20 protein-coding genes are annotated in these 21,352 nt (G+C 70.1%); 13 read left to right on the forward strand and 7 right to left on the reverse strand.

Going from position 1 to position 21,352, the window contains the following annotated elements; translation table 11 throughout:
- Positions 1 to 19: 19 nt before the first annotated feature.
- Positions 20 to 1,009: an ATP-binding cassette domain-containing protein gene (locus AB0K73_RS04560; RefSeq protein WP_360510383.1), complete on the reverse strand. Its 990-nt coding sequence runs from the start codon at positions 1,007 to 1,009 to the stop codon at positions 20 to 22.
- 60 nt (positions 1,010 to 1,069) lie between these two features.
- On the opposite strand from AB0K73_RS04560, the gene AB0K73_RS04565 reads away from it, so the two are divergent.
- Together AB0K73_RS04565 and AB0K73_RS04570 are read left to right on the forward strand one after the other, a co-directional pair.
- Complete coding sequence (locus tag AB0K73_RS04565; RefSeq protein WP_360510382.1) at positions 1,070 to 2,089, forward strand: YafY family protein; 1,020 nt, start codon at positions 1,070 to 1,072, stop codon at positions 2,087 to 2,089.
- Positions 2,090 to 2,136: 47 nt separating this feature from the next.
- A complete protein-coding gene (locus AB0K73_RS04570; RefSeq protein ID WP_360510381.1) occupies positions 2,137 to 2,376 on the forward strand; it encodes a hypothetical protein in 240 nt (79 codons plus the stop codon).
- Here AB0K73_RS04570 and AB0K73_RS04575 read toward each other — a convergent pair.
- A complete protein-coding gene (locus AB0K73_RS04575) occupies positions 2,334 to 3,365 on the reverse strand; it encodes a LysR substrate-binding domain-containing protein (protein WP_360511249.1) in 1,032 nt (343 codons plus the stop codon). The two genes, AB0K73_RS04570 and AB0K73_RS04575, sit on opposite strands and share 43 nt — an antisense overlap.
- Before the next feature lie 155 nt (positions 3,366 to 3,520).
- On the opposite strand from AB0K73_RS04575, the gene AB0K73_RS04580 reads away from it, so the two are divergent.
- The 3 genes from AB0K73_RS04580 to AB0K73_RS04590 are packed head-to-tail and all read left to right on the forward strand — an operon-like array spanning position 3,521 to position 9,693.
- A complete protein-coding gene (locus AB0K73_RS04580; protein ID WP_360510380.1) occupies positions 3,521 to 7,156 on the forward strand; it encodes a bifunctional proline dehydrogenase/L-glutamate gamma-semialdehyde dehydrogenase in 3,636 nt (1,211 codons plus the stop codon).
- Between the two features lie 37 nt (positions 7,157 to 7,193).
- Positions 7,194 to 8,714: a glycosyltransferase gene (locus AB0K73_RS04585; protein WP_360510379.1), complete on the forward strand. Its 1,521-nt coding sequence runs from the start codon at positions 7,194 to 7,196 to the stop codon at positions 8,712 to 8,714.
- Between the two features lie 34 nt (positions 8,715 to 8,748).
- Positions 8,749 to 9,693: a 1-phosphofructokinase family hexose kinase gene (locus AB0K73_RS04590; protein ID WP_360510378.1), complete on the forward strand. Its 945-nt coding sequence runs from the start codon at positions 8,749 to 8,751 to the stop codon at positions 9,691 to 9,693.
- On the opposite strand, the gene AB0K73_RS04595 is transcribed toward AB0K73_RS04590, so the two are convergent.
- Positions 9,690 to 10,358, reverse strand: coding sequence for a TetR/AcrR family transcriptional regulator (locus AB0K73_RS04595; protein WP_360510377.1), 669 nt, complete (start codon positions 10,356 to 10,358; stop codon positions 9,690 to 9,692). The two genes, AB0K73_RS04590 and AB0K73_RS04595, sit on opposite strands and share 4 nt — an antisense overlap.
- A gap of 190 nt (positions 10,359 to 10,548) precedes the next feature.
- Between AB0K73_RS04595 and AB0K73_RS04600 the strand changes: the two genes are divergently transcribed.
- The 4 genes from AB0K73_RS04600 to AB0K73_RS04615 are packed head-to-tail and all read left to right on the forward strand — an operon-like array spanning position 10,549 to position 14,857.
- Positions 10,549 to 11,814, forward strand: a complete 1,266-nt coding sequence (locus AB0K73_RS04600; protein WP_360510376.1) for a sugar ABC transporter substrate-binding protein — start codon at positions 10,549 to 10,551, stop codon at positions 11,812 to 11,814.
- Positions 11,815 to 11,819: 5 nt separating this feature from the next.
- A complete protein-coding gene (locus tag AB0K73_RS04605; protein ID WP_360510375.1) occupies positions 11,820 to 12,743 on the forward strand; it encodes a sugar ABC transporter permease in 924 nt (307 codons plus the stop codon).
- Between the two features lies 1 nt (position 12,744).
- The gene (locus tag AB0K73_RS04610) at positions 12,745 to 13,650 is read left to right on the forward strand and encodes a carbohydrate ABC transporter permease (RefSeq protein ID WP_360510374.1); all 906 of its coding nucleotides are present in this window, start codon (positions 12,745 to 12,747) and stop codon (positions 13,648 to 13,650) included.
- 37 nt (positions 13,651 to 13,687) lie between these two features.
- Positions 13,688 to 14,857, forward strand: a complete 1,170-nt coding sequence (locus AB0K73_RS04615; protein WP_360511247.1) for a family 1 glycosylhydrolase — start codon at positions 13,688 to 13,690, stop codon at positions 14,855 to 14,857.
- 9 nt (positions 14,858 to 14,866) lie between these two features.
- Here AB0K73_RS04615 and AB0K73_RS04620 read toward each other — a convergent pair whose 3' ends face one another.
- Positions 14,867 to 15,343 (reverse strand): RimK/LysX family protein, encoded by a 477-nt coding sequence (locus AB0K73_RS04620; protein WP_360510373.1) that lies wholly within the window; start codon positions 15,341 to 15,343, stop codon positions 14,867 to 14,869.
- 26 nt (positions 15,344 to 15,369) lie between these two features.
- Between AB0K73_RS04620 and AB0K73_RS04625 the strand changes: the two genes are divergently transcribed.
- Positions 15,370 to 16,563 carry a RimK family alpha-L-glutamate ligase gene (locus tag AB0K73_RS04625; RefSeq protein WP_360510372.1) on the forward strand — a complete coding sequence of 398 codons (1,194 nt, stop codon included), beginning with the start codon at positions 15,370 to 15,372 and terminating at the stop codon, positions 16,561 to 16,563.
- 105 nt (positions 16,564 to 16,668) lie between these two features.
- Here the strand turns inward: AB0K73_RS04625 and AB0K73_RS04630 are convergent, their stop codons facing one another.
- Genes AB0K73_RS04630 through AB0K73_RS04640 form a run of 3 tightly spaced genes read right to left on the reverse strand, consistent with a single transcriptional unit; the run spans position 16,669 to position 17,902 of the window.
- A complete protein-coding gene (locus AB0K73_RS04630; protein ID WP_360510371.1) occupies positions 16,669 to 17,022 on the reverse strand; it encodes a GntR family transcriptional regulator in 354 nt (117 codons plus the stop codon).
- Positions 17,019 to 17,462 (reverse strand): hypothetical protein, encoded by a 444-nt coding sequence (locus tag AB0K73_RS04635; protein ID WP_360510370.1) that lies wholly within the window; start codon positions 17,460 to 17,462, stop codon positions 17,019 to 17,021. Before AB0K73_RS04635 ends, AB0K73_RS04630 begins: the two co-directional genes overlap by 4 nt.
- Positions 17,463 to 17,464: 2 nt before the next feature.
- Positions 17,465 to 17,902 (reverse strand): Lrp/AsnC family transcriptional regulator, encoded by a 438-nt coding sequence (locus AB0K73_RS04640; RefSeq protein ID WP_360510369.1) that lies wholly within the window; start codon positions 17,900 to 17,902, stop codon positions 17,465 to 17,467.
- Positions 17,903 to 18,041: 139 nt separating this feature from the next.
- Between AB0K73_RS04640 and AB0K73_RS04645 the strand changes: the two genes are divergently transcribed.
- The 3 genes from AB0K73_RS04645 to rocD all read left to right on the forward strand — a co-directional run bounded on the left by AB0K73_RS04645 (position 18,042) and on the right by rocD (position 21,344).
- Positions 18,042 to 18,842, forward strand: coding sequence for an LLM class F420-dependent oxidoreductase (locus AB0K73_RS04645; protein ID WP_360510368.1), 801 nt, complete (start codon positions 18,042 to 18,044; stop codon positions 18,840 to 18,842).
- 328 nt (positions 18,843 to 19,170) lie between these two features.
- On the forward strand, positions 19,171 to 20,031 hold the full coding sequence (gene ddaH, locus AB0K73_RS04650; protein WP_360510367.1) for a dimethylargininase: 861 nt from the start codon (positions 19,171 to 19,173) through the stop codon (positions 20,029 to 20,031).
- Entirely contained in the window at positions 20,028 to 21,344 is a 1,317-nt protein-coding gene (rocD, locus tag AB0K73_RS04655; protein WP_360510366.1) for an ornithine--oxo-acid transaminase, read from the forward strand. Before ddaH ends, rocD begins: the two co-directional genes overlap by 4 nt.
- Positions 21,345 to 21,352: the final 8 nt, after the last annotated feature.

Consider the following 21,352-nt stretch of genomic DNA (forward strand, 5'->3'; position numbering starts at 1 on the left):
CTTCGTGGGTTCGTCGTCGTCAGGCGGTGGCGAGGGCGGGCTCGGGCGTCGCCGCCTCCTCGCGGAGGCTGCGGCCCGTGAGCGCGAGGAACACGTCGTCGAGCGTCGGCTGGCGGTGGGTCGCCGCCACGACGTCGAGTCCCGCGTCCGAGAGCTCGCGGATCCAGCGCGGCAGCGCACGATCGCCGCCCTGCGCGGTGACGGTGACGACGGCCCCGTCGATCGCGCCGCCGATGCGGGATGCGGCGGCTGCGGCATCCGTCGCCGACCCGAAGGTGAGCGTCACCCGGTCGCCCGCGAGCGAGGACTTCAGCGCCCACGCGGTGTCGTCGGCGATGACCGCGCCGTGGTCCATCACCATGACGCGCTCGGCGAGCTGGTCGGCCTCGTCGAGGTAGTGCGTGGTGAGGAAGATCGTCGTGCCCGTCGAGCGGCGCAGGTCGACGATGTGGTCCCACAGGTTGGCGCGGCTGTGCGGGTCGAGGCCCGTCGACGGCTCGTCGAGGAACAGCAGCTCGGGACGGTGGATGAGCCCGAGCGCGATGTCGAGCCGGCGCTTCTGTCCGCCCGACAGCGACTGCACCTGCCGGTTCGCGACCTGGCCGAGCTCGAGCGACTCGATGAGCTCGGCGGCACGGGCGTGGGTCTCGCGTCGGCCCAGGCCGTAGAACGCGCCCTGGGCGTGCAGCTCGTCGCGCACGCGCTGCGTGTGCCCGCCCGACGAGCCCTGGCCGACGTAGCCGATGCGGCGACGCACGCCGGCGGGATCGTGGCGGATGTCGCAGCCGGCCACGCTCGCCTCGCCACTCGTCGGCGGCAGCAGCGTGGTGAGCATGCGGAGGGTCGTCGACTTGCCGGCGCCGTTCGGGCCGAGGAACGCGACGAGCTCACCGTCGGCGACATCGAGGTCGACGGCTCGGACTGCCTCGACGGTCTGCCCCTTCGAGCGGAACGTCTTCGTGAGGCCGCGGGCGGTGATCATCTGATCGGGGTGCGTGTGGTTCGTCATGTCCTCAGTCTCCCGAGGCATCCGGTCACTTTCTGTCCTGATACCAGGGATACTTGGGACATGGCTGCAACCACCTCCAGAACCCTCGAGCTCCTCTCCCTGCTGCAGAGTCATCGGCACTGGGCGGCGCGCGAGCTCGTCGACCGACTGGGGGTGAGTGAGCGCACGCTGCGCCGCGACGTCGAGCGGCTGCGCGAACTCGGCTACGGCATCGAGTCGATGCGCGGGAGCGCGGGCGGGTACCGCCTCGAGGCGGGCACGGGCCTGCCGCCGCTGCTGCTGACCGACGACGAGGGGGTCGCGATCGCGGTGGGGTTGCGCTCCCAGGCGACCGCGGGCCTGCGCGGTGCCGAGCACACGACGCTCAGCGCGCTGGCGAAGATCGAGCAGGTGCTGCCCGCGCCGCTGCGGCGCCGCATCGATGCGCTGGCGTCGCACGCGACCCCCGGGCCCGGAGGAGGAGGCGGAGGCAGCGCATCCGGTCGCCCGACGCCCGAGATCGACACCGAACTGCTCGGCGCCCTCGCGCTGGCATGCCGCGACTCCGAGCGGCTGCGCTTCAGCTACACGGATGCCTCGGGACAGGCGTCGGCGCGCGTCGTCGAGCCGTACCGGCTCGTGCCCGTCGCCCGGCGCTGGTACCTGCTCGCGTGGGACCGGCAGCGCGACGACTGGCGCACGTTCCGGCTCGACCGGATGGCCGACCTCTTCCCGACGCGCGTGCGCTTCGAGCCGAAGCCGCTGTCGGATGACGACGCCCGCCGACGGGTCGAGCAGGCGCTGCGGCACCGCGACCGCAGCGTGACGGCGCGCGTCATCGTCGAACTGCCGCGCGACGAACTCGTCGAGCACCTCGGCTGGTATGGGCGCGACGTCGTGGCCGATGGCCCGTCCCGCTCGGTGTGGCCGCTCGAGGCCGACTACCCCGAGAATCTCGCGATGGCGCTCATGTGGGTGCCCCGCGGCATCCGCTATCGCGTCGAAGGACCCGCCGAAGTGCTCGAGTTCCTCGCCGAGCAGGCGGAGCGGTTCGCAGCGGCGGCGGCGGGCAGCAAGAACGATTCGCGCCGCCGATCCTGAGACCTTTCGTGGATTGCCGGACACTCCACGGGTAGGGAGGTGTCGGGATGGGGTTTGCGAAGGGCGTCGGCCTGTGCGCGTTGATCGGGGGATTGGCGGCGCTCGTCGTCGGGTGGGCCACGCTGTCGTTCGCGACGGCGTTCCGGGGTGCGGAGATGGCGGTGACGACATCGACCGCGATCGTGGCGGTCGGTGGATGCGTCGCGGTAGTTGGGGCGAGCCTGCTCGCGATCGCGGTGGTGCTTCAGGCGGGGGAGCGGGCGGGCCCGGGCGGCGTTCGCGGGTGAGGCGTCGCCGTCTGCCGGGCCGCCCGGGCGAGCGCGTCCCGGCAGGCGACGACGGCGGGGCGCGCGGCCGCGGCATGGCGGGTCGAGGTGAAGACCTCGCGCTCCGGATGCCCCGGCAGGTCGACGAGGGTCACGGTCGGGTCCTCGCCCGCCCACACGAGATCGGGCAGCAGCCCCACGGCGTTGCCCGACCGGATGAGGCGGATGTGCGCCATCAGGTCGGCCGTCTCGAAGCGCACGTCGGGTTCGAAGCCCGCGTCGCGGCAGAGCTGCTCGGCCCACTCACGCGACGCGGTGCCCCGCGGCTCGAGCACCCATGGCATGTCGGATGCCGCGGCGAGGGCGCTCTCGTCGTCGCGCCGACGGTCACTCCCTGCGGATATACGATCCGCCACGCCGGTCGCACCCCCGACGGCACCGGGGTGGCGGATCGTATATCCGCCAGAAGGAGCGGTTGCGGGCGGCAGCGCCAGCCGGATCGTGTCGGCGGCGAGGTGCACGCGGTCGAGGTCATCGCGGTGCGCGCGGGTATGCCCCGGGTACTGCTCGGCCACCACGAGGTCGAAGTCGCGCGCGGCGACGTCGAAGAGTGCGAGCTCGGGCTCGCGTTCGGTGACCTCGACCCTGAGCGACGGATGCTCCGCTCGCAGCAGCGTGAGCGCCTGCGGCACCACGGCGTGGGCTGCGGACTGGAACACGGCGATGCGCACCGTGCCGCCGACTGCGGTGAGCGAGCGCGCGACATCCGCCTCCGCCTCCTCGAGGCGGTCGAGCACCGCCCGGCCGTGCTCGACGAGCACGAGGGCCTGCGGCGTGAGCTGCACGCGCCGGCCCACCTGCACGAGCAGCGGCACCCCGACCTCGCGCTCGAGCAGGCTGAGCTGCTGCGACACCGACGAGGGGCTGTACGACAACGCGTCGGCGACGGCGGCGAGGGTACCGCGCCGGCTCAGCTCGACGAGGAGGCGCAGTCGTCGCACGTCGAGCATCGCGGGGCCTCCGGCATCCGATCGCATCATTCGGTTCTCCTGAACAGTATGCGTCGGATTCATTCGCTGTACCGAACGGATGTCGCGGCGCACACTGGAGACGAGCGGCGCGGATGCCCGGCGCGCCCGGATCAACGGAGACTACCCTCGTGACCATGTCGAACGCCGCAACCGACGCACGACCGAACACCGATCACGTCGTCGCACTCGTGCGTCGCTGGCTCGCCGAGAGCGCCGACCACCCCGCCGAACCCGCCGCCGAGCGACTCGCCGGCGTGCTGAAGGACCCCAACGGACTCGCCTTCACGGTCGGGTTCGTCGACGGGGTCATGCGCCCCGAAGACCTCGGCGTCGCCGGACGCAACCTCGAACAGGTCGCGAGGCTCACGCCGAGGTTCCTGCCCTGGTACCTCAAGGCCGCCATTCGCGTCGGCGGCGTCGTCGCACCCGCCTTCCCGTGGCTCGTCATCCCGATCGCGCGGCGCGTGCTGCGGGCGATGGTCGGGCACCTCGTGCTCGACGCGACACCCGACAAGCTCGGCCCCTCGATCGCGACGCTGCGCGAATCGGGCAACCGCCTGAACCTCAACCTCCTCGGCGAGGCCGTGCTCGGCGAAGACGAGGCCGACCGACGGCTGCGCGGCACCCAGGAGTTCCTCGCCCGCGACGACGTCGACTACGTGTCGATCAAGGTGTCGAGCGTCGTCAGCCAGCTCTCGATGTGGTCGTTCGACGAGGCCGTGCAGCGGGTCGTGACCAAGCTCACCCCGCTCTACGAGCTCGCCGCTGCGAGCCCGACGCCGAAGTTCATCAACCTCGACATGGAGGAGTATCGCGACCTCGATCTCACGATCGCGGTGTTCACGACGCTCCTCGACCAGCCGCGGCTGCGCGGCCTCGAGGCGGGCATCGTGCTGCAGACCTACCTGCCCGACGCGCTCGGGGCGATGCAGGAGCTCACGGCCTGGGCCGTTGAGCGTCGTCGCTCGGGCGGCGCGCCCGTCAAGGTGCGCGTCGTGAAGGGCGCGAACCTCGCCATGGAGCACGTCGACGCGGCGATTCACGGTTGGCCCCTCGCGACCTACGACACCAAGCAGGACTCCGACACCAACTACAAGCGCGTGCTGAGCTGGTCGATGACGCCCGAGCGCACCGACGCCGTGAAGCTCGGCGTCGCCGGACACAACCTCTTCGACATCGCCCACGCGTGGCTCCTGGCGAAGGAGCGAGGTGTCGACTGGCGCGTCGACTTCGAGATGCTGCTCGGCATGGCGACCGGGCAGGCCGAGGCGGTGCGCCGCGACGTCGGCAACCTCCTGCTGTACACGCCGGTCGTGAACCCGAGCGAGTTCGACGTCGCCATCGCCTACCTGATCCGCCGCCTCGAGGAGAACGCCAGCCAGGACAACTTCATGTCGGCCGTGTTCGAACTCGCGAGCGACCAGCGCCTGTTCGAGCGAGAACGCCTCCGCTACGAGCGGTCGGTCGCAGCGCTCGAGGCCGAGGCGGCGCACGGGGCGGATGCCGCGCCGCCGCGTCCGAACCGCACGCAGAACCGACGCACGGAGTGGACGGAGGAGTCCTTCGCGGCCGCCATGGCGGTGTCCGATGCTCCGCCGCCCGGCGACGAGCTGGACGAGGACGCGTCGCTCACGAGCGTCGTGCTCGAGATCACGCGCGGCAGCGGAGGCATCGAACAGACGGATGCGGCGGCATCCGGTTCACCCGTCCCGGCGGGACCCGGCGCAACGCCGGGCTTCCGCAACGAGCCCGACACCGACCCGGCCCTCGCCCCCAACCGCGAGTGGGGCCGACGGATCCTCGCGCGCGTGCCCGAATCGCGACTCGGTGTCGACGCCGTGACTGCTGCCCGGGTGGGGGATGCGGCGACGCTCGACTCGATCATCGCCACGGTCGCCGACCGCGGCCGTGCTTGGGGCGCACTGTCGGGCGCCGAGCGCGCCAAGGTGCTGCATCGCGCCGGGATCGCGCTCGCCGCGAACCGTGACCGGCTCATCGAGGTCATGGCCGCCGAGACCGGCAAGACCATCGCCGAGGCCGACCCCGAAGTGAGCGAAGCCATCGACTTCGCGCACTACTACGCCGAGCGCGCCCGCGAACTCGACCACGTGCAGGGGGCCGTGTTCGTGCCGCCGAAGCTCACCGTCGTCACCCCGCCGTGGAACTTCCCCGTCGCCATCCCTGCTGGCGGTGTGCTCGCCGCGCTCGCCGCAGGCTCGGGCGTCATCATCAAGCCCGCGAAGCTCGCCCAGCGGGCCGGGGCGGTGATGGTCGAAGCGCTCTGGGAGGCCGGCGTGCCGCGGGAGCTCCTCGCCCTCGTCGACCTCGCCGACCACGAGCTCGGCCGGCAGCTCGTCGCGCACCCCGCGGTCGATCGGGTCATCCTCACGGGCGCGTACGAGACGGCGCAACTGTTCCGGTCGTTCCGCAACGACCTGCCCCTCCTCGCAGAGACCAGCGGCAAGAACGCGATCATCGTGACGCCGTCGGCCGACCTCGACCTCGCGGCATCCGACGTCGTGAAGAGCGCCTTCGGCCACGCCGGACAGAAGTGCTCGGCCGCGTCGCTCGTGATCCTCGTCGGCTCGGTGGCGAAGTCGGAGCGGTTCCGCCGCCAGCTCGTCGACGCCGCCGCCTCGCTGCGCGTCGGCTACCCCGAGCAGGCGTCGAGCCAGATGGGCCCCATCATCGAGCCGGCGAACGGCAAGCTCCTGCACGCGCTCACGCAGCTCGGCATCGGCGAGGAGTGGCTGGTCGAGCCGAGGCAGCTCGACGCCACCGGCCGGCTGTGGTCGCCCGGCATCCGCACCGGCGTCGCGGCGGGCTCGTACTTCCACCTCACCGAGTTCTTCGGACCCGTGCTCGGCGTCATGCACGCCCGCGACCTCGACGAGGCGATCCGCATGCAGAACGCGGTCGACTACGGGCTCACCGCAGGCCTGCACTCGCTCGACCCCGGCGAGATCGCCACCTGGATCGACCAGGTCGAGGCCGGCAACCTCTACGTCAACCGCGGCATCACGGGCGCGATCGTGCAGCGGCAGCCCTTCGGCGGCTGGAAGCGCTCCGCCGTCGGAGCCGGCGCCAAGGCGGGCGGGCCGAACTACCTGCTCGGGCTCGGCGAGTGGCGTCCGCGGCACGACCCGTCCACGTCGGGCACGCTGCACCTGCGCGGCCTCGAGCGCCGCGTCATCGAGTTTATCGAGGCATCGCAGCCGTCGCTCGACTACGAGAGCTTCGAGGTGCTGCGGCGGTCGGCCCTCTCCGACGAGCTCGCCTGGGCCGAGGAATACGGCATCGCGAAGGATGTCTCGGGCGTCGGCGCCGAACGGAACCTGTTCCGTTACCGTCCCGTGCCGGTGACGATCCGCATCGGCGAGTCGTCGGAGCTCGCCGAGGGGCTGCGCGTCATGGCGGCGGGCCTCCTCGCGAGGTCGCGGCTCTCGGTGTCGTCGGCGGTCGAGCTGCCAGCAGCGGTCCGCGCCGTCCTCGCCGCGCGCGGGATGCCGGTGGTGCACGAGGGCGACGCGGCGTGGCTCGGCCGCGCCGAGAACGGCGGGATCCGCACGCCCCGCGTGCGGCTGGTCGGGGGCGGTGCGTCGGCGCTCGCCGGAGCACTCCAGGGCACTCCGGATGTCGCGGTGTGGTCGCATCCGGTGACGCCGTCGGGTCGCGTGGAACTGCTGCCGTTCCTGCACGAGCAGGCGATCTCGATCACGAACCACCGGTTCGGCAACCCGACGACGATCTCCGACCCGATCGTGGGTTGAGCTCCGGAGGAGACGCACCCCCAAGTACGCTCGCGTCATGGGGGTCCTTTCCGCACGCATGCCCGCGGGCCGGTACTTCGCCCTGACGTGGTCGATCCCCGACCAGTTCGGCGGCATGACCGCGGCGATGCTGCACCGATCGGCGGCGTTCCACCGGGTGGCCGGCGTGTCCGTCGACATCCTGACGTTCGACGATCGCCCCGACTCGAGCTCCCTCGACCGACGCCTGCAGGATCGCGGAGTGCTCGCCGACGGAGTGCGGGTCGTGAACCTCTACGACTGGCTGCGGAAGCATCCGCTGCCCGGCGGTTCGCTCGCTGCCGACCGCGTGTTCACGCCGCTCGCCGAGGCGGAGGCGACCGAGGTGCGCCGCAGCGATCATGCCGTGGTCGCCCGGGTGCGCCGCGGCGATGACGGCCGGATCCTGCAGGTCGACCACCTCCGACCCGACGGTTCGCTGGTGCTCAGCGACCGGCGCGATGTTCGGGAGCGGGGCGCACTCGGTGGGCGGTCCGTCGTGCTCTGCGACGGCGAGGGGAGCCCCGTGCGGTCGTGGCGGCGCATCCGGCCGCTCTACACCGCGTGGCTCGACGCCCTCACGGCGCGGCAGCCGAGTTTCATGATCGTCGACAGCAAGACGGTCGCCCCGTTCATGCTCACGTACCGACGGGCGCACGTGGTCACGGCGCATGTTGTGCATGCCTCGCACCGGCCGGGTGCGGGCCAGTCCGGGACGGTGCGTGCCTCGCGGCGCGAAGTGTTCGAGCACCTCGATGACTACGACCTCGTCGCGTTCCTCTCGCGGCGGCAGGCGACCGAGGTCACCGAGCTCGTCGGAGCACAGCGAAATCTGGTGGTGATCCCGAACTCACTCTCGGTGATGCCGGTCGGCGACGTCGGGCAGCGCGACCCATTCCGCGGCGTCGTGCTCGCGGCGCTCGAGCAACGGAAGCGCGTCGAAGACGCCGTCGACGCCGTGCAACTGGCGAACTCCCGCCTGGAGAAGCCCCTGCGCCTCGATGTCTACGGCGACGGCGAATGCCGCTCCGCGATCGAGTCGCACATCGTCGACCCCTCGGTGGTGCGGCTGCACGGATACGACCCCGGCGCGCGGGCGAAGCTCGCGGAGGCGTCGTTCCTCCTGCTCACCTCGCGCTCCGAGGGCTTTCCGCTCGTGCTCGTCGAGAGCCTCGCCATGGGTTGCCTGCCGATCGCCTACGACATCCGGTACGGGCCTGCAGACATCATCCGCGACGGGCGCAACGGATTCGTCGTGCCCGCCGGAGACGTCGAGGCACTCGCCGCGGCACTGCAGCGACTGCGTGACCTGCCACCTGGGCGGGTCATGGCGATGCGGCGAGCGGCCGTGCGCTCGGCCCGGAGATTCGACGACGAACGGATCGTCGCGCTCTGGGCGCGGGAGCTCAAGCGTGCGGCGGCACGCAAGCACGGGCACTCGACGCTCGTCTACGCCCTGCGCACCGCGGCGGCTCGCATCCCGGGTGCGCGATCGGCGTACCGCGTGATCACGGGAGCCGGTGGCGGCATTCGGAACTGACGGCCCGACTGGGCCCCGCCCCTATGCTCGGGTTGTGGTCGTGCATGCCCCGATCGTCACGCTGACGATGAACCCCGCGCTCGACGTCTCGAGCTCGACCGAGCAGGTCGTGCCCGAGCACAAGCTCCGCTGCGGACCGACGCGGTTCGATCCGGGCGGTGGCGGTGTGAACGTGACGCGGGCGATTCGGAACCTCGGTGGCACCTCGATCGCGATCTGCCCGCTCGGCGGTCCGACCGGGCAGGCCTATCGGGGGTTCCTCGAGCACGAAGGCGTCCTCGCCCGCGTGGTCGGGGTCGCGGGGAACACGCGTGAGAGCTTCACGGTCGACGAGGTCGCCACGGGTGACCAGTTCCGCTTCGTGATGCAGGGGCCGACGCTGCGGGAGCCCGAATGGCGTGCCTGCCTGTCGGTCGTGGCCGACCTCCTCCCGATCGACGGCTACCTCGTCGCGAGCGGCAGTCTGCCGCCCGGTGTGCCCGATGACTTCTACGCCCTCCTCTCGCGGATCTGCGGCGAACACGACGTGCGCATCGTGGTGGATGCATCGGGCCCCGCGCTCGAGGCGGCACTCGACGAGCGGGTGTTCCTCATCAAGCCGAGCCTGCGCGAGCTGGCCGAGCTCGTCGACGCGGGCGACACCCTCGACGATGGCGAGCAGGTCGAGGCGGCCCGGGCGATCGTCGCGAGCGGACGGGCCGAGATCGTCGCGCTCTCGCTCGGCGCCGCCGGCGCGGTGCTCGCCACCGCCGATGGCGTGCTCCGGCTGCCGACGCCGCGGGTGGATGTGCGGAGCACCGTCGGCGCGGGTGATGCGTTCCTCGCCGGGCTCGTCCTCCGCCTCGCCGAGGGACGCAGCCTCGAGGAGGCGTTCCGCACCGCGGTGGCCGCGGGCAGCGCGACCGCGATGCTCGAAGCGACCGGGCTGTGCCGGTCGACCGACGTTGCGCGCCTGGAGGCGGATCTCGCGTCGGCTTAGGGCCCCGGTTCCGTTCGGGGTTCCAGCAGGTAGCCCTGCACGAACTCGTCGAAGAGGGCCGTCATGTCGACCGAGTCGTCGAGCAGCCACTGTTGTTGCAGTCCGTCCATGACGGCGGAGATCAGCCGCGCGGCGTGCGTCGTATCGATGTCGGACCTGATGAGACCGTCGCGCTGGGCGTCGGCCAGCACGCTGCTCGTCGACGCGGCGCTGTCGGCGTACCGCCGGGCGAAATCCTCGTGAGCCGGATGTTCCGTGTCGGTCGCCTCGGCCGAGATGACGGTGTACAGCGACGTGAGGCCGCGGGTGGTCTGGTTGTAGGCGACGACCTTCCGGACCTGTTCGAGCAGCGTGACTTCCGAGACGTCGCCGGCTGCGGCCTGCACCCGTGCGTCGCGCTGCCGGAGCACCTCCGTGAAGAGCTCCTCTTTGCCCGCGAAGTGGTGCATGAGCCCGGCGGGGGTGAGGTTCACGCGTTTGGCGATCTCGCGCAGCGAGCCGCTGTGGAAGCCGCTGCGCCCGAACACCACGAGGGCGGCGTCGACGATCTCCTGCCGCTTGGCCTGGCCTTTCGCATAGCTGCCGCGGCGCGCTCGTGCGGCGGGAGGATCGGGCACCTCGCGCTCGCGGGTCGTGCCCCCGGCATCCGTCTTCTGCTCGCCCATGTGACGAATCTATCCCATCGACGACGAAAACCTATCGCGTGTTAGGTTTTTACGTTATGGTGAATCGCGTCGCGGCCGAGGGCTGCGGCGAGCACCCCCCGAGAGGCAAGATGGACCGCCGACGAGCGGAAGCGACCAAATGGAGGCCGACCCGATGAATCAATGGAGATCACACCGAACCCTGAGGCGGGTGACGGCGGCGGGCGTCGTCTTCACCGCAGGTGCCTTGCTGCTGACGGCGTGCGGCCGTGGCGACGGCGGCGGCTCAGACGGCCCCGAGAGCAAGGGTGCGATCAACGACGAGCCCGCCACCGGCACCGTCGAGATCTGGGCGATGGGCAACGAAGGCGAGCTCCTGAGCGAACTCGCCGCCCAGTTCGAGGAGGAGAACCCCGAGGTCACGATCGACGTCACCGCAGTGCCATGGGACGGCGCGCACGATCGCATCGCGACGGCCATCGCTGCAGGCGAGACGCCCGACATCTCGATGCTCGGCACCACCTGGGTCGGCGAGTTCGGCGCGACGGGTGCATTCGAGCCGACGCCCGAGGGGCTCGTCGACGAAGGCAGCTTCTTCGAGGGCTCGTGGAACACGACCGTCGTCGACGGCGTCGCCTACGGGGTGCCGTGGTACGTCGACACGCGCGTGCTCTACTACCGCACTGACTTCGCCGAAGCGGCAGGCGTCGAAGCTCCCGAGACCTGGGACGAGCTCAAGGCATTCGTGACGGCCCTCCAGGGCCAGGGCGCGACGTCTGGAATCTCCCTGCCGCCCGGCGGGTTCGACTCATGGCAGTCGGTGTCGCCCTTCGTGTGGCAGGTGGGTGGCGACATCCTCGACGCCGACGGTGAGACCTTCACTCTCGACACCCCCGAATGGCAGGAGGCGTTCGAGTTCTACGCGAGCTTCTTCGAGGAGGGACTCGCCCAGCCGGTGCGACTCGAGGGCGGCGCCCTCGAGCAGCAGTTCATCGACGGACAGCTGGGTGCGTTCTACAGCGGACCGTGGCACGCGGGCATCCTGCTCGACCAGGGCGGCGCCGACTTCGCCGACAAGTTCGCGCTCTCAGTCGTGCCCGGCGCCGACAGCCGCACGAGCTTCACCGGCGGCGGCAACCTCGCCGTCTTCGACGACGCCGCGAACCGGGATGCCGCATGGAAGTTCGTGCGCTGGCTGACCGAGCCCGAGACCCAGGTCGCCTGGTACGACATCGCCTCGGTGATGCCGAGCGTCGAGGCCGCCTGGGAGGACGAGGCGTTCACCGAAGACCCGTACCTCGGCGTCTTCGGCGAGCAGCTCCTCGACGCCAAGGCTCCGCCGGCGATCCCGACCTGGGCGCAGGTGTCGGCCGTCGTCGACCAGGAGCTCGAGAAGGTCGCACGCGGTGAGACGAGCGTCGAAGATGCGCTTGTCACGATGCAGTCGCAGGCCGAGTCGATCGGCACCGGCTTCTGAAGCGAATGGTCGCACTCACCCCGTCGGCTCCGACGCGCGCCCGTGCGGTGTCGCGTCGGAGCCGACGCATCACACTCATCGCGTGGGGCTTCGCCGCACCATTCCTGATCCTGTTCCTCGTCTTCATGGCGGGCCCGATCGTCGCCTCGCTGTCCATGAGCTTCACCGACCTCACGACCCGCGACCTGCAGACCCCCTTCAACGTGAACTTCGTGGGCTTCGACAATTACGCGCGGCTCTTCGGCGACCCGCGGTTCGTGCGGTCGCTGCTGAACACGGCGATCTTCGTGATCGTGGGCGTGCCGCTTACCATGGCCATCGCGCTCGCCGTGGCGCTCGCGCTGAACACGGGCATCTCGAAGTTCCGCACCGTCTTCCGGGTCGGCTACTACGCGCCGGTCGTGACGAGCATCGTCGCGATCGCGGTCGTCTGGCGGTTCATCCTCCAGCCCGACGGGCTCCTGAACGCCTTCCTCGGATGGTTCGGCGTCAATGGGCCCGACTGGCTGCAGTCGACGACGTGGGCAATGCCCTCACTCATCCTGATGGCGATCTGGCGCAACATCGGCACGCTCATGGTGATCTTCCTCGCGGGCCTCCAGGGTGTGCCGAAGGAGCATCACGAAGCCGCGATGGTCGACGGCGCCAACGTGTTCCAGCGCTTCGGCAACATCACCCTGCCGGCCATGCGACCCACCCTGCTGTTCGCGGCGGTCATCACCGGCATCGGCTTCCTGCAGTTCTTCGAGGAGCCGTTCGTGATGACCAGGGGCGGCCCACTCGACGCCACCCTCTCGACCGCGATGTACACCTACAACCAGTTCGGGTTCGGCAACTACTCGTTCGCCTCGGCTGCGAGCTATGTGCTGTTCCTCGCCGTCGTCGCGCTGTCGTTCATACAGTTCCGGTTGCTCGGGAAGAAGGATTGACATGGCGACGACCACGAGCAACGCTCAGGTGACGGATGTCGCCCGCAACGCGGCATCCGTCAGCTCACCCCTTCGCGCCGCACGACGTCGCCGGCCACGTCCGAGGTGGTGGCTCTACGTCGTGCTCATCCTCGGCTTGGTGGCCATGGTGATGCCGTTCGTCTGGATGATCCTGGGCTCGTTCAAGACGACAGCCGAGATCCGGCAGCACCCGACGAACTTCTGGCCCATCGACCCGACCCTCGAGAACTACACGCAGCTCTTCGGACGCCTCGACTTCACGACGTTCTTCGCGAACAGCATCATCGTCGCGATCTTCGTGACGCTCGGCAACATCGTCTTCTCGTCGATGGTCGGCTACGCGCTCGCGAAGCTCGAGTTCCGCGGCAAGAAGCTGCTGTTCGCGCTCGTGCTCGGCACACTGATGGTGCCGGGGGTCGTCACGTTCGTGCCCCTGTTCGTGCTCACCGCGAACCTCGGCCTCGTGAACTCGTATCCGGGGCTGATCCTGCCGTTCCTGATCACGCCGCTCGGGGTGTTCCTCATGCGGCAGTTCATGCTGAGCCTGCCCGACGACATCATCGAGGCCGCGCGCATCGACGGTGCGGGGGAGTGGCGCATCTTCCTGCGGGTGATCATGCCGCTCTGCGGCCCGGCCGTGGCGACACTGACGATCCTCACGTTCCTCGGCAGCTGGAACAACTTCCTCTGGCCGCTCGTCGTGGCCACGACCGAGGACAAGTACACGCTGCCGGTGGCGCTCGCGCTGTACTCGGTCGGCCAGCACGCAGCCCGATACGGACTCATGATGGCCGGCGCCGTCGTCGTGGTCGTGCCCGTGCTGCTCATCTTCGTGGTGCTGCAGCGGTACTTCGTGCAGGGCATCGCGCTCACCGGAATCAAGTAAGGCCGAACCAACCAAGAAGGAGGGCTGCGTGCCCGACATCCGCTTCCCCGACGGCTTCCTCTGGGGTGCCTCGACCGCTGCTCACCAAGTGGAGGGCAACAACGTCAACTCCGACTGGTGGCAGCGCGAGCACGGTCACCTGCCCGGAGCACCGGTGGAGGCGCCGTCGGGCGACGCCGCCGACAGCTTCCACCGGTATCCCGACGACATGGCGCTGCTCGCGGGCGCGGGCCTGAACGCCTATCGGTTCAGCGTCGAGTGGGCGCGTATCGAGCCCGAGCAGGGTTTCGTGTCGCGGGCGATGATCGACCACTACCGACGCATGGTCGATACCGCGCGCAACCTCGGACTCGAGCCGATGATCACACTGCATCACTTCACGAACCCGGCGTGGTTCGCACGCGAGGGCGGCTGGCTGACGGATGCTTCAGTCGACCGCTTCGTCCGGTACGTCGAGGCCGCGCTCCCGATCGTCGACGGGGTCGACCTCGTGTGCACGATCAACGAGCCGAACATGGTGTCGGTGCTCGCCGATCCCTCTATCGGCTTCCCGTCCGTCGGACTGCCGCCCGGCGTGCCCGAGGTGACTGATCGGCTGATCGCGGCGCACAAACGTGCCGTCGAACTCGTGCGCGGGGCGGGCGGTTCGGCCGGGTGGTCGGTGGCGACGCAGGCGTACCAGCCGGAACCCGGTGCCGAGCAGGCGGCGGCCGACTACGGCTGGTCACGCGAAGACGTGTTCCTCGACGCGGCATCCGGCGATGACTGGATCGGTGTGCAGGCGTACACGCGCACCAGGATCGGGATCGAGGGGCCACTGCCGATCCCGGATGCCGCCGAGCGCACCCTCACCGGTTGGGAGTACCACCCGCCGGCCATCGGTGACGGCATCCGCAATTCATGGGCACGCAATGGCCTCCCCATCTACGTCACCGAGAACGGGATCGCGACGGCCGACGATGCTCGCCGCATCGACTACACGCGTGGGGCGCTCCACGCGGTCGCTTCGGCGATGGCCGACGGCGTCGACGTGCGCGGCTACCTGCACTGGAGTGCCCTCGACAACTACGAGTGGGGCAGTTTCCGGCCGACGTTCGGGCTCATCGGGTGGGATCCGCAGACCTTCGCACGGCGACCGAAGCCGAGCCTCGGATGGCTCGGCGAGGTCGCGCGTACCGGAGTGGTGGCGACCGACGTGACCGCGTGACCTGTAGCCTCAACGGCCGCGATTCCGACGGCGGATGCGTCCGGGCGCCCGCCCGCCCGTGAACGACTTCGACGCATCGACCACGAAGCCCTGTCGCAGAACCTCCCGGCCGATGAGCATGCGGAAGCCCATCTCGTCGCGGTTGGTGAGCGTGACCTCGGCCTTCACGGGCCGCCCGCGGAGCACCACCTCGAGGAGCACCACGATGCGCACCTCGGTGTGCCCCGATGAACTGCGCACGGCGCGTCGATCCTGGATCGGGAACTCGACGACCATGGCGTCCTCGTCGGTGTCCTGCCAGGGGTGCACCCCGAAGCGCACGAAGTGCCTCTTCTTCCGTCGGAACTCGAGGATGTCGAATGCGTGCAGCGACGAGGTGCGGGCACCGGTGTCGACCTTCGCCTTGATCCACGGCACGCCGACTCCGGGCAGGCTGACCCACTCGCGCCATCCGACGATGGTGTTTGAATGGGATGGCTCTACCACCCGACCATCTTCGCAGGGGCAACACGATGAAATTGGCGATCCTCTCGCGCGCGCCGCAGGCGTATTCCACGCAGCGACTCCGCGCGGCCGCGCAGCAGCGCGGTCACGACGTCAGGGTGCTGAACACCCTGCGCTTCGCCATCGACCTGGCCGGCCCCGAACCCGATCTGCAGTACCGGGGTCGCCCCCTGTCGGACTACGACGCGGTGCTGCCGCGCATCGGCAACTCCATCACCTACTTCGGCACGGCCGTGGTGCGCCAGTTCGAGCAGATGGACGTGTACACGCCCAACACGGCCAACGGCATCACGAACGCCCGCGACAAGCTCCGCGCCAACCAGATCCTGTCGCGGCACAACATCGGCATGCCGGCGACGGCATTCGTGCGCAACCGGGCCGACGTGCGCCCGGCGATCCAGCTCGTCGGCGGCGCACCGGTGGTCATCAAGCTCCTCGAGGGAACCCAGGGCATCGGCGTCATCCTCGCGCCTGAGGTGAAGGTCGCCGAGGCGATCATCGAGACGCTGCACTCCACGAAGCAGAACGTACTCATCCAGCGGTTCATCGCCGAGAGCCGCGGCCGCGACATCCGTGCCCTCGTCGTGGGCGACCGCGTGGTCGCGGCCATGCGGCGCCTCGCGAGCGGCGACGAGTTCCGCTCGAACGTGCATCGTGGCGGCACCGTCGAGCCGGTGGAGCTGACGCCCGAGTACGAACAGGCGGCCGTGCGCTCGGCGCAGATCATGGGCCTGAAGGTCGCGGGCGTCGACATGCTCGAGGGCAACGAGGGCCCGCTCGTGATGGAGGTGAACTCGTCGCCCGGCCTGCAGGGCATCGAGACGGCGACGAACCTCGACGTCGCGGGCGCGATCATCGACTACATCGGCGGCCAGGTCGCGTTCCCCGAGATCGACGTGCGCCAGCGCCTCACCGTCTCGACGGGGTACGGCGTCGCCGAGCTCCTCGTGCACGGCGCCGCCGATCTCGTCGGCAAGACGCTCGGCGAATCGGGGCTCTGGGAGCGCGACATCACGGTGCTCACGCTGCACCGGGGCACGAACGTCATCCCGAACCCGCGCAAGGGCGTGGTGCTCGAGGCCGAAGACCGCATGCTCTGCTTCGGCAAGCTCGAGGAGATGCGTTCGATGGTGCCCGAGCGCCGCCGTCGCCGTGCGAAGGTGCGTCGCCTGCCGAAGCAGCCGATCCCCGAGGCGAGCTGAGCGCAGGACCCGGGAGCGCAGACAGGTCGATTCCGCCTGTTCTCGATGCCGCGGCGGCGTGTCGCCCTGTTTCCGCGGCGACGGAGTCGGCCGCTTGAGCGGGCGTCAGCTGAGCGCCGCGTCCACGATCGCGCGAGCCTCGGATGCCTCGACCCCGAGCCGACGCGCGAGTGCCGCGTAATCTGCGGCCGCACGCTGCAGCCGTCGTTCACCGGGGTCGCCGTGCTCGGCCACGAACGTGCCGTTGCGTCCGCGGGTTTCGATGATCGCGTCAGCCTCGAGCGCCCGGTACGCCTTGGCGACGGTGTTCACTGCGAGGCCGAGCTCATCGGCCAGCGCGCGCACGGTCGGCAGCTTCGCGCCGACCGCGAGCCGTCCGTCGCGCACGGCTTCGACGACCTGCGTGCGCACCTGCTCGAAGGGCGGATCGGATGCCTCGGGGTCGATCCTGAACCTCATGCGCCGAGGTCCTTCTCGTGCTTGAGCGTGCCGTCGGGATGGTAGCTGCGCCAGATGCCGGCCTTGCGGCCGTCGCGGTACTCGCCCTCGTCGATGAGCGAGCCCGAGTCGAACCAGCGTCGCCACGGACCCACCTGCGCATTGCGGTCGAACGCGCCCTCCTGCAGCGGGCCACCGCCCGCGCGCCAGAATCGCCAGTGCCCGTCGAGCGCATCGTCGACGCGGGTGCCGATCGACTTCAGCCGGCCGGTGCGGAACCAGGTGCGCCAGACCCCCTGCTGCAGGCCGTGGACGTACTCGCCCTCGGACGCGACCCGGCCGTTCGCGAAGCGCTCCTGCCAGAGCCCGTGCCGTCGGCCCTCGTCGTCGACCGCGTTCGGGGCGGAGCCGCTCGGCGCAGACTCGCTGTCGGAGGCGGTGGGCCCCGCGGCATCCGCCATCGTCAGTCCCGGTTGCGGTTGACGAGCCGCGAGAGCACGATCGCGCTGCGCGTGTGGTCGACGTTCGGGGCGATGCGCACACGTTCGAGCGCGTCCTCGAGCGAGGTGATGTCGCGGGCGCGCATGTGCACGATCGCGTCGGCGCTCCCCGTGACGGTGCCGGCGTAGACGACCTCGGGCACGCCCTGCAGGATCCGCTGCAACTCGTCGGGGGCGACGGTGCCGCGGCAGAACAGTTCGACGTACGCCTCGGTGGACATGCCGTCGACCGCCGGATCGACCTGGATGGTGAATGCCTTGATGACGCCATCGGCGACGAGTCGGTCGACGCGTCGCTTCACGGCCGACGCGGAAAGGCCCACGGACGACCCGATGTCGCCGTAGCCTGCACGCGCGTTCTGCCGGAGCAGGTCGAGGATGGCGCGGTCGAGGTTGTCCATCCTCGGAGTGTACGTCGATTCGTTGCGTTCTCACATCACCGGACGCCGATATCCTGCGCCGTGCGCGCGGGAGCAATCGCCCATTCACTGGGCGGATGCCACGGCCACGCGCCGCGGCATCCGCCCTAGTGTGGAACGCATGCCTCTCGATTCCCCCGTGCGCCTCGGCATCCAGGTGCAGCCGCAGCACGCCGAGTACTCGGCCATCCGTGACGCCGTGCTCCGCCTCGAGGAACTCGGCGTCGACATCGCCTTCAACTGGGATCACTTCTTCCCGCTCAGGGGCGACCGCGACGGCAAGCACTTCGAGGCGTGGACCATGCTCGGCGCGTGGGCTGAGCAGACCGAGCGCATCGAGTTCGGCACGCTCGTGAACTGCAACTCGTACCGCAACGCCGACCTGCAGGCCGACATGGCCCGCACGCTCGACCACATCAGTGCGAAGGGAGGCGTGGGCCGGTTCATCTTCGGCACCGGTTCGGGCTGGTTCGAGCGCGACTACGACGAGTACGGGTACGAGTTCGGTACGCCGGGCCAGCGCCTCAATGCGCTGGCCGACGCGCTGCCGCGCATCGAGGCGAGGTGGGCGAAGCTGAATCCCGGGCCGACCCGCAGGATCCCGGTCATGATCGGCGGCAAGGGCGAGCAGAAGACGCTGAAGATCGTCGCGCGGCACGCCGACATCTGGCACTCGTTCGTCGCGCCCGGCGACCTGCCGCACAAGCTCGACGTGCTGAAGCGGTGGGGAGACGAGGTCGGCCGCGACGTGTCGGAGATCGTCGTGTCGAACGAGCTGCCCCACCGGCAGGTCGACCTCGACTACGCCGACGCGCTCCACGGCGCGGGCGTGCGGCTGTTCACCTTCGGCCTCACCGGGCCCGGCTACGATCTCAGGCCCGTGCGCGAATGGATCGCCTGGCGCGACGCGAAGAACGGCTGACGGCGAACCGCGCTCAGTCGTCGGGCGCGGCGATCGGCAGCACGTCCACGGGGGAGCGGGCAAGGGCGTTGGAAGCGCGTGCGATTCGAGGCATCCGTCGGTGCATCCAATGCACGATTCGCCCGAAACGGCGGCGAATGCGCAGGGAAATTGCGCCGGAAACCCGGAATGTTCCCGCCGGTTCGGTTCACACTGAAGGTGGCGTCTCGACGGCGGCGCAACCCGAACGTCGTCGTCGAGGCTCGAACGAGCGACCTGGTCCGCCGACATTGCCAATACGGCGGATGTCGCCCGACGCGACGACATCGGCCCGACGCGAAGGAGCGAGATGTCGACCGCGATCCAGACCGACGAGCAGTCGGGCACGAGGCCCGAGCGACGGCCCACCCGGCGCACCGTGCTGATGTGCCGGCCCGAGCACTTCACGGTCGTCTACCGCATCAACCCGTGGATGAACCCGGCCGAACCGACCGATACGAGCATCGCCGTCGCGCAATGGCAGGTGCTGTACGACACCTACCTCGGTCTCGGCTACGACGTGCACCTCATCGACCCGATCCCGGGCCTGCCCGACATGGTCTACGCCGCCAACGGCGGGTTCGTCATCGACGGCGTCGCCTACGGCGCGAAGTTCACCTACCCCGAGCGCCAGCCCGAGGGGCCGGCCTACATGGACTGGTTCCGCGCGGCCGGGTTCGACGTGCGCGAACCCGAGGAGATCAACGAGGGCGAGGGCGACTTCCTGCTCGTCGGCGAGACGATCCTCGCGGGCACGGGATTCCGCAGCCACTCCCTCTCGCACGAGGAGCTGGCTCGCATCTACGACCGCGAGGTGGTGACGCTGCGACTCGTCGACCCGAGCTTCTATCACCTCGACACCGCCATCGCGGTGCTCGACTCCACGCCCGGACAGGAGCACATCGCCTACCTGCCGACCGCGTTCGATGCCGACTCCCTCGCCGTGCTGCGCGAACGCTTCCCCGACGCGATCCTCGTGAACGAGACGGATGCCGCGGTGCTCGGCCTCAACTCGTTCAGCGACGGCTACCACGTGGTCATCGCCTCACGCGCGATCGACTTCGAGCGGCAGCTGCGCGAGCACGGTTACCACCCGATCGGCGTCGACCTCTCCGAGCTGCTGCTCGGCGGCGGCGGCGTCAAGTGCTGCACCCTGGAGCTGCGCCGATGACGCCTTCGACGAACCACGACGTGATCAACGACCCGGATGCGGCCGTACGAGCCGAAGGCTCGGGTGTGGTCGGGCGTCTACGGGCGGAGCCTTCGGCTCGTACCGCCGCAGCCATCCGGGATGAGGACGAGCACGCCGCGCACAACTACCACCCGCTGCCCGTGGTCGTGGCATCCGGAGACGGTGCGTGGGTCACCGATGTCGACGGCCGACGCTACCTCGACTGCCTCGCCGCCTACTCGGCCGTGAACTTCGGGCACGGCCACCCGCGCCTCGTCGACGCGGCACGCGCGCAACTCGACCGCATCACGCTCACGAGCCGCGCATTCCACAACGACCGGCTCGGATCGTTCGTCGCCGAGCTGGCCGCACTCTGCGGCAAGGACATGGTGCTGCCGATGAACACCGGCGCCGAGGCCGTCGAGACCGGCATCAAGGTGGCCCGCGCGTGGGGCTACCGGGTCAAGGGCGTCGAAGCGGATGCCGCGAACGTCGTCGTGATGGCCGGCAACTTCCACGGGCGCACCACGACGATCATCTCGTTCAGCGACGACCCCGACGCGCACGACGACTTCGGCCCGTACACACCGGGCTTCCGGATGGTGCCATACGGCGATGCCGGGGCGGTCGAGGCCGCGATCGACGAGAACACGGTCGCGGTGCTCGTCGAGCCGATCCAGGGCGAGGCCGGCATCCTCGTGCCGCCCGCCGAATTCCTGCCCGGTGTGCGGCGGATCACCCGCGAGCACGGCGTGCTCCTCATCGCCGACGAGATCCAGTCGGGGCTCGGACGCGTGGGCGCGACGTTCGCGTGCGACCTTGTGGGCGTGGTGCCCGATCTGTACCTGCTCGGCAAGGCCCTCGGCGGTGGCATCGTGCCGGTCTCGGCGGTGGTCGGCGACCGTGACGTGCTCGGAGTGATCCGCCCGGGCCAGCACGGCTCGACGTTCGGCGGCAACCCGCTCGCTGCCGCCGTGGGACTCGAGGTCGTGCGCATGCTCGCGTCGGGCGAGCCGCAGGCGCGAGCCCGGGAGCTCGGCGCGCACCTGCACGACCGGCTCGAGGCGCTCATCGGACACGGTGTCGTCGCGGTGCGCGGTGCGGGGCTCTGGGCGGGCATCGACATCGATCCGGCGCTCGCGACCGGCCGGCAGGTCTGCGAGGCGCTCATGCGGCGCGGGGTACTCGCGAAGGACACGCACGGCTCGACCATCCGGCTCGCTCCGCCGATCGTCGTCGAACGGAGCGACCTCGACTGGGCCGTCGATCAGCTGGAGGCGGTGCTGGAAGAGTTGCGCGACAGCCGCCGGTGACGACGAGG

It is taken from the genome of Agromyces sp. NPDC052230, from assembly GCF_040679595.1.
In the GTDB taxonomy this organism is placed as follows: Bacteria; Actinomycetota; Actinomycetes; order Actinomycetales; family Microbacteriaceae; genus Agromyces.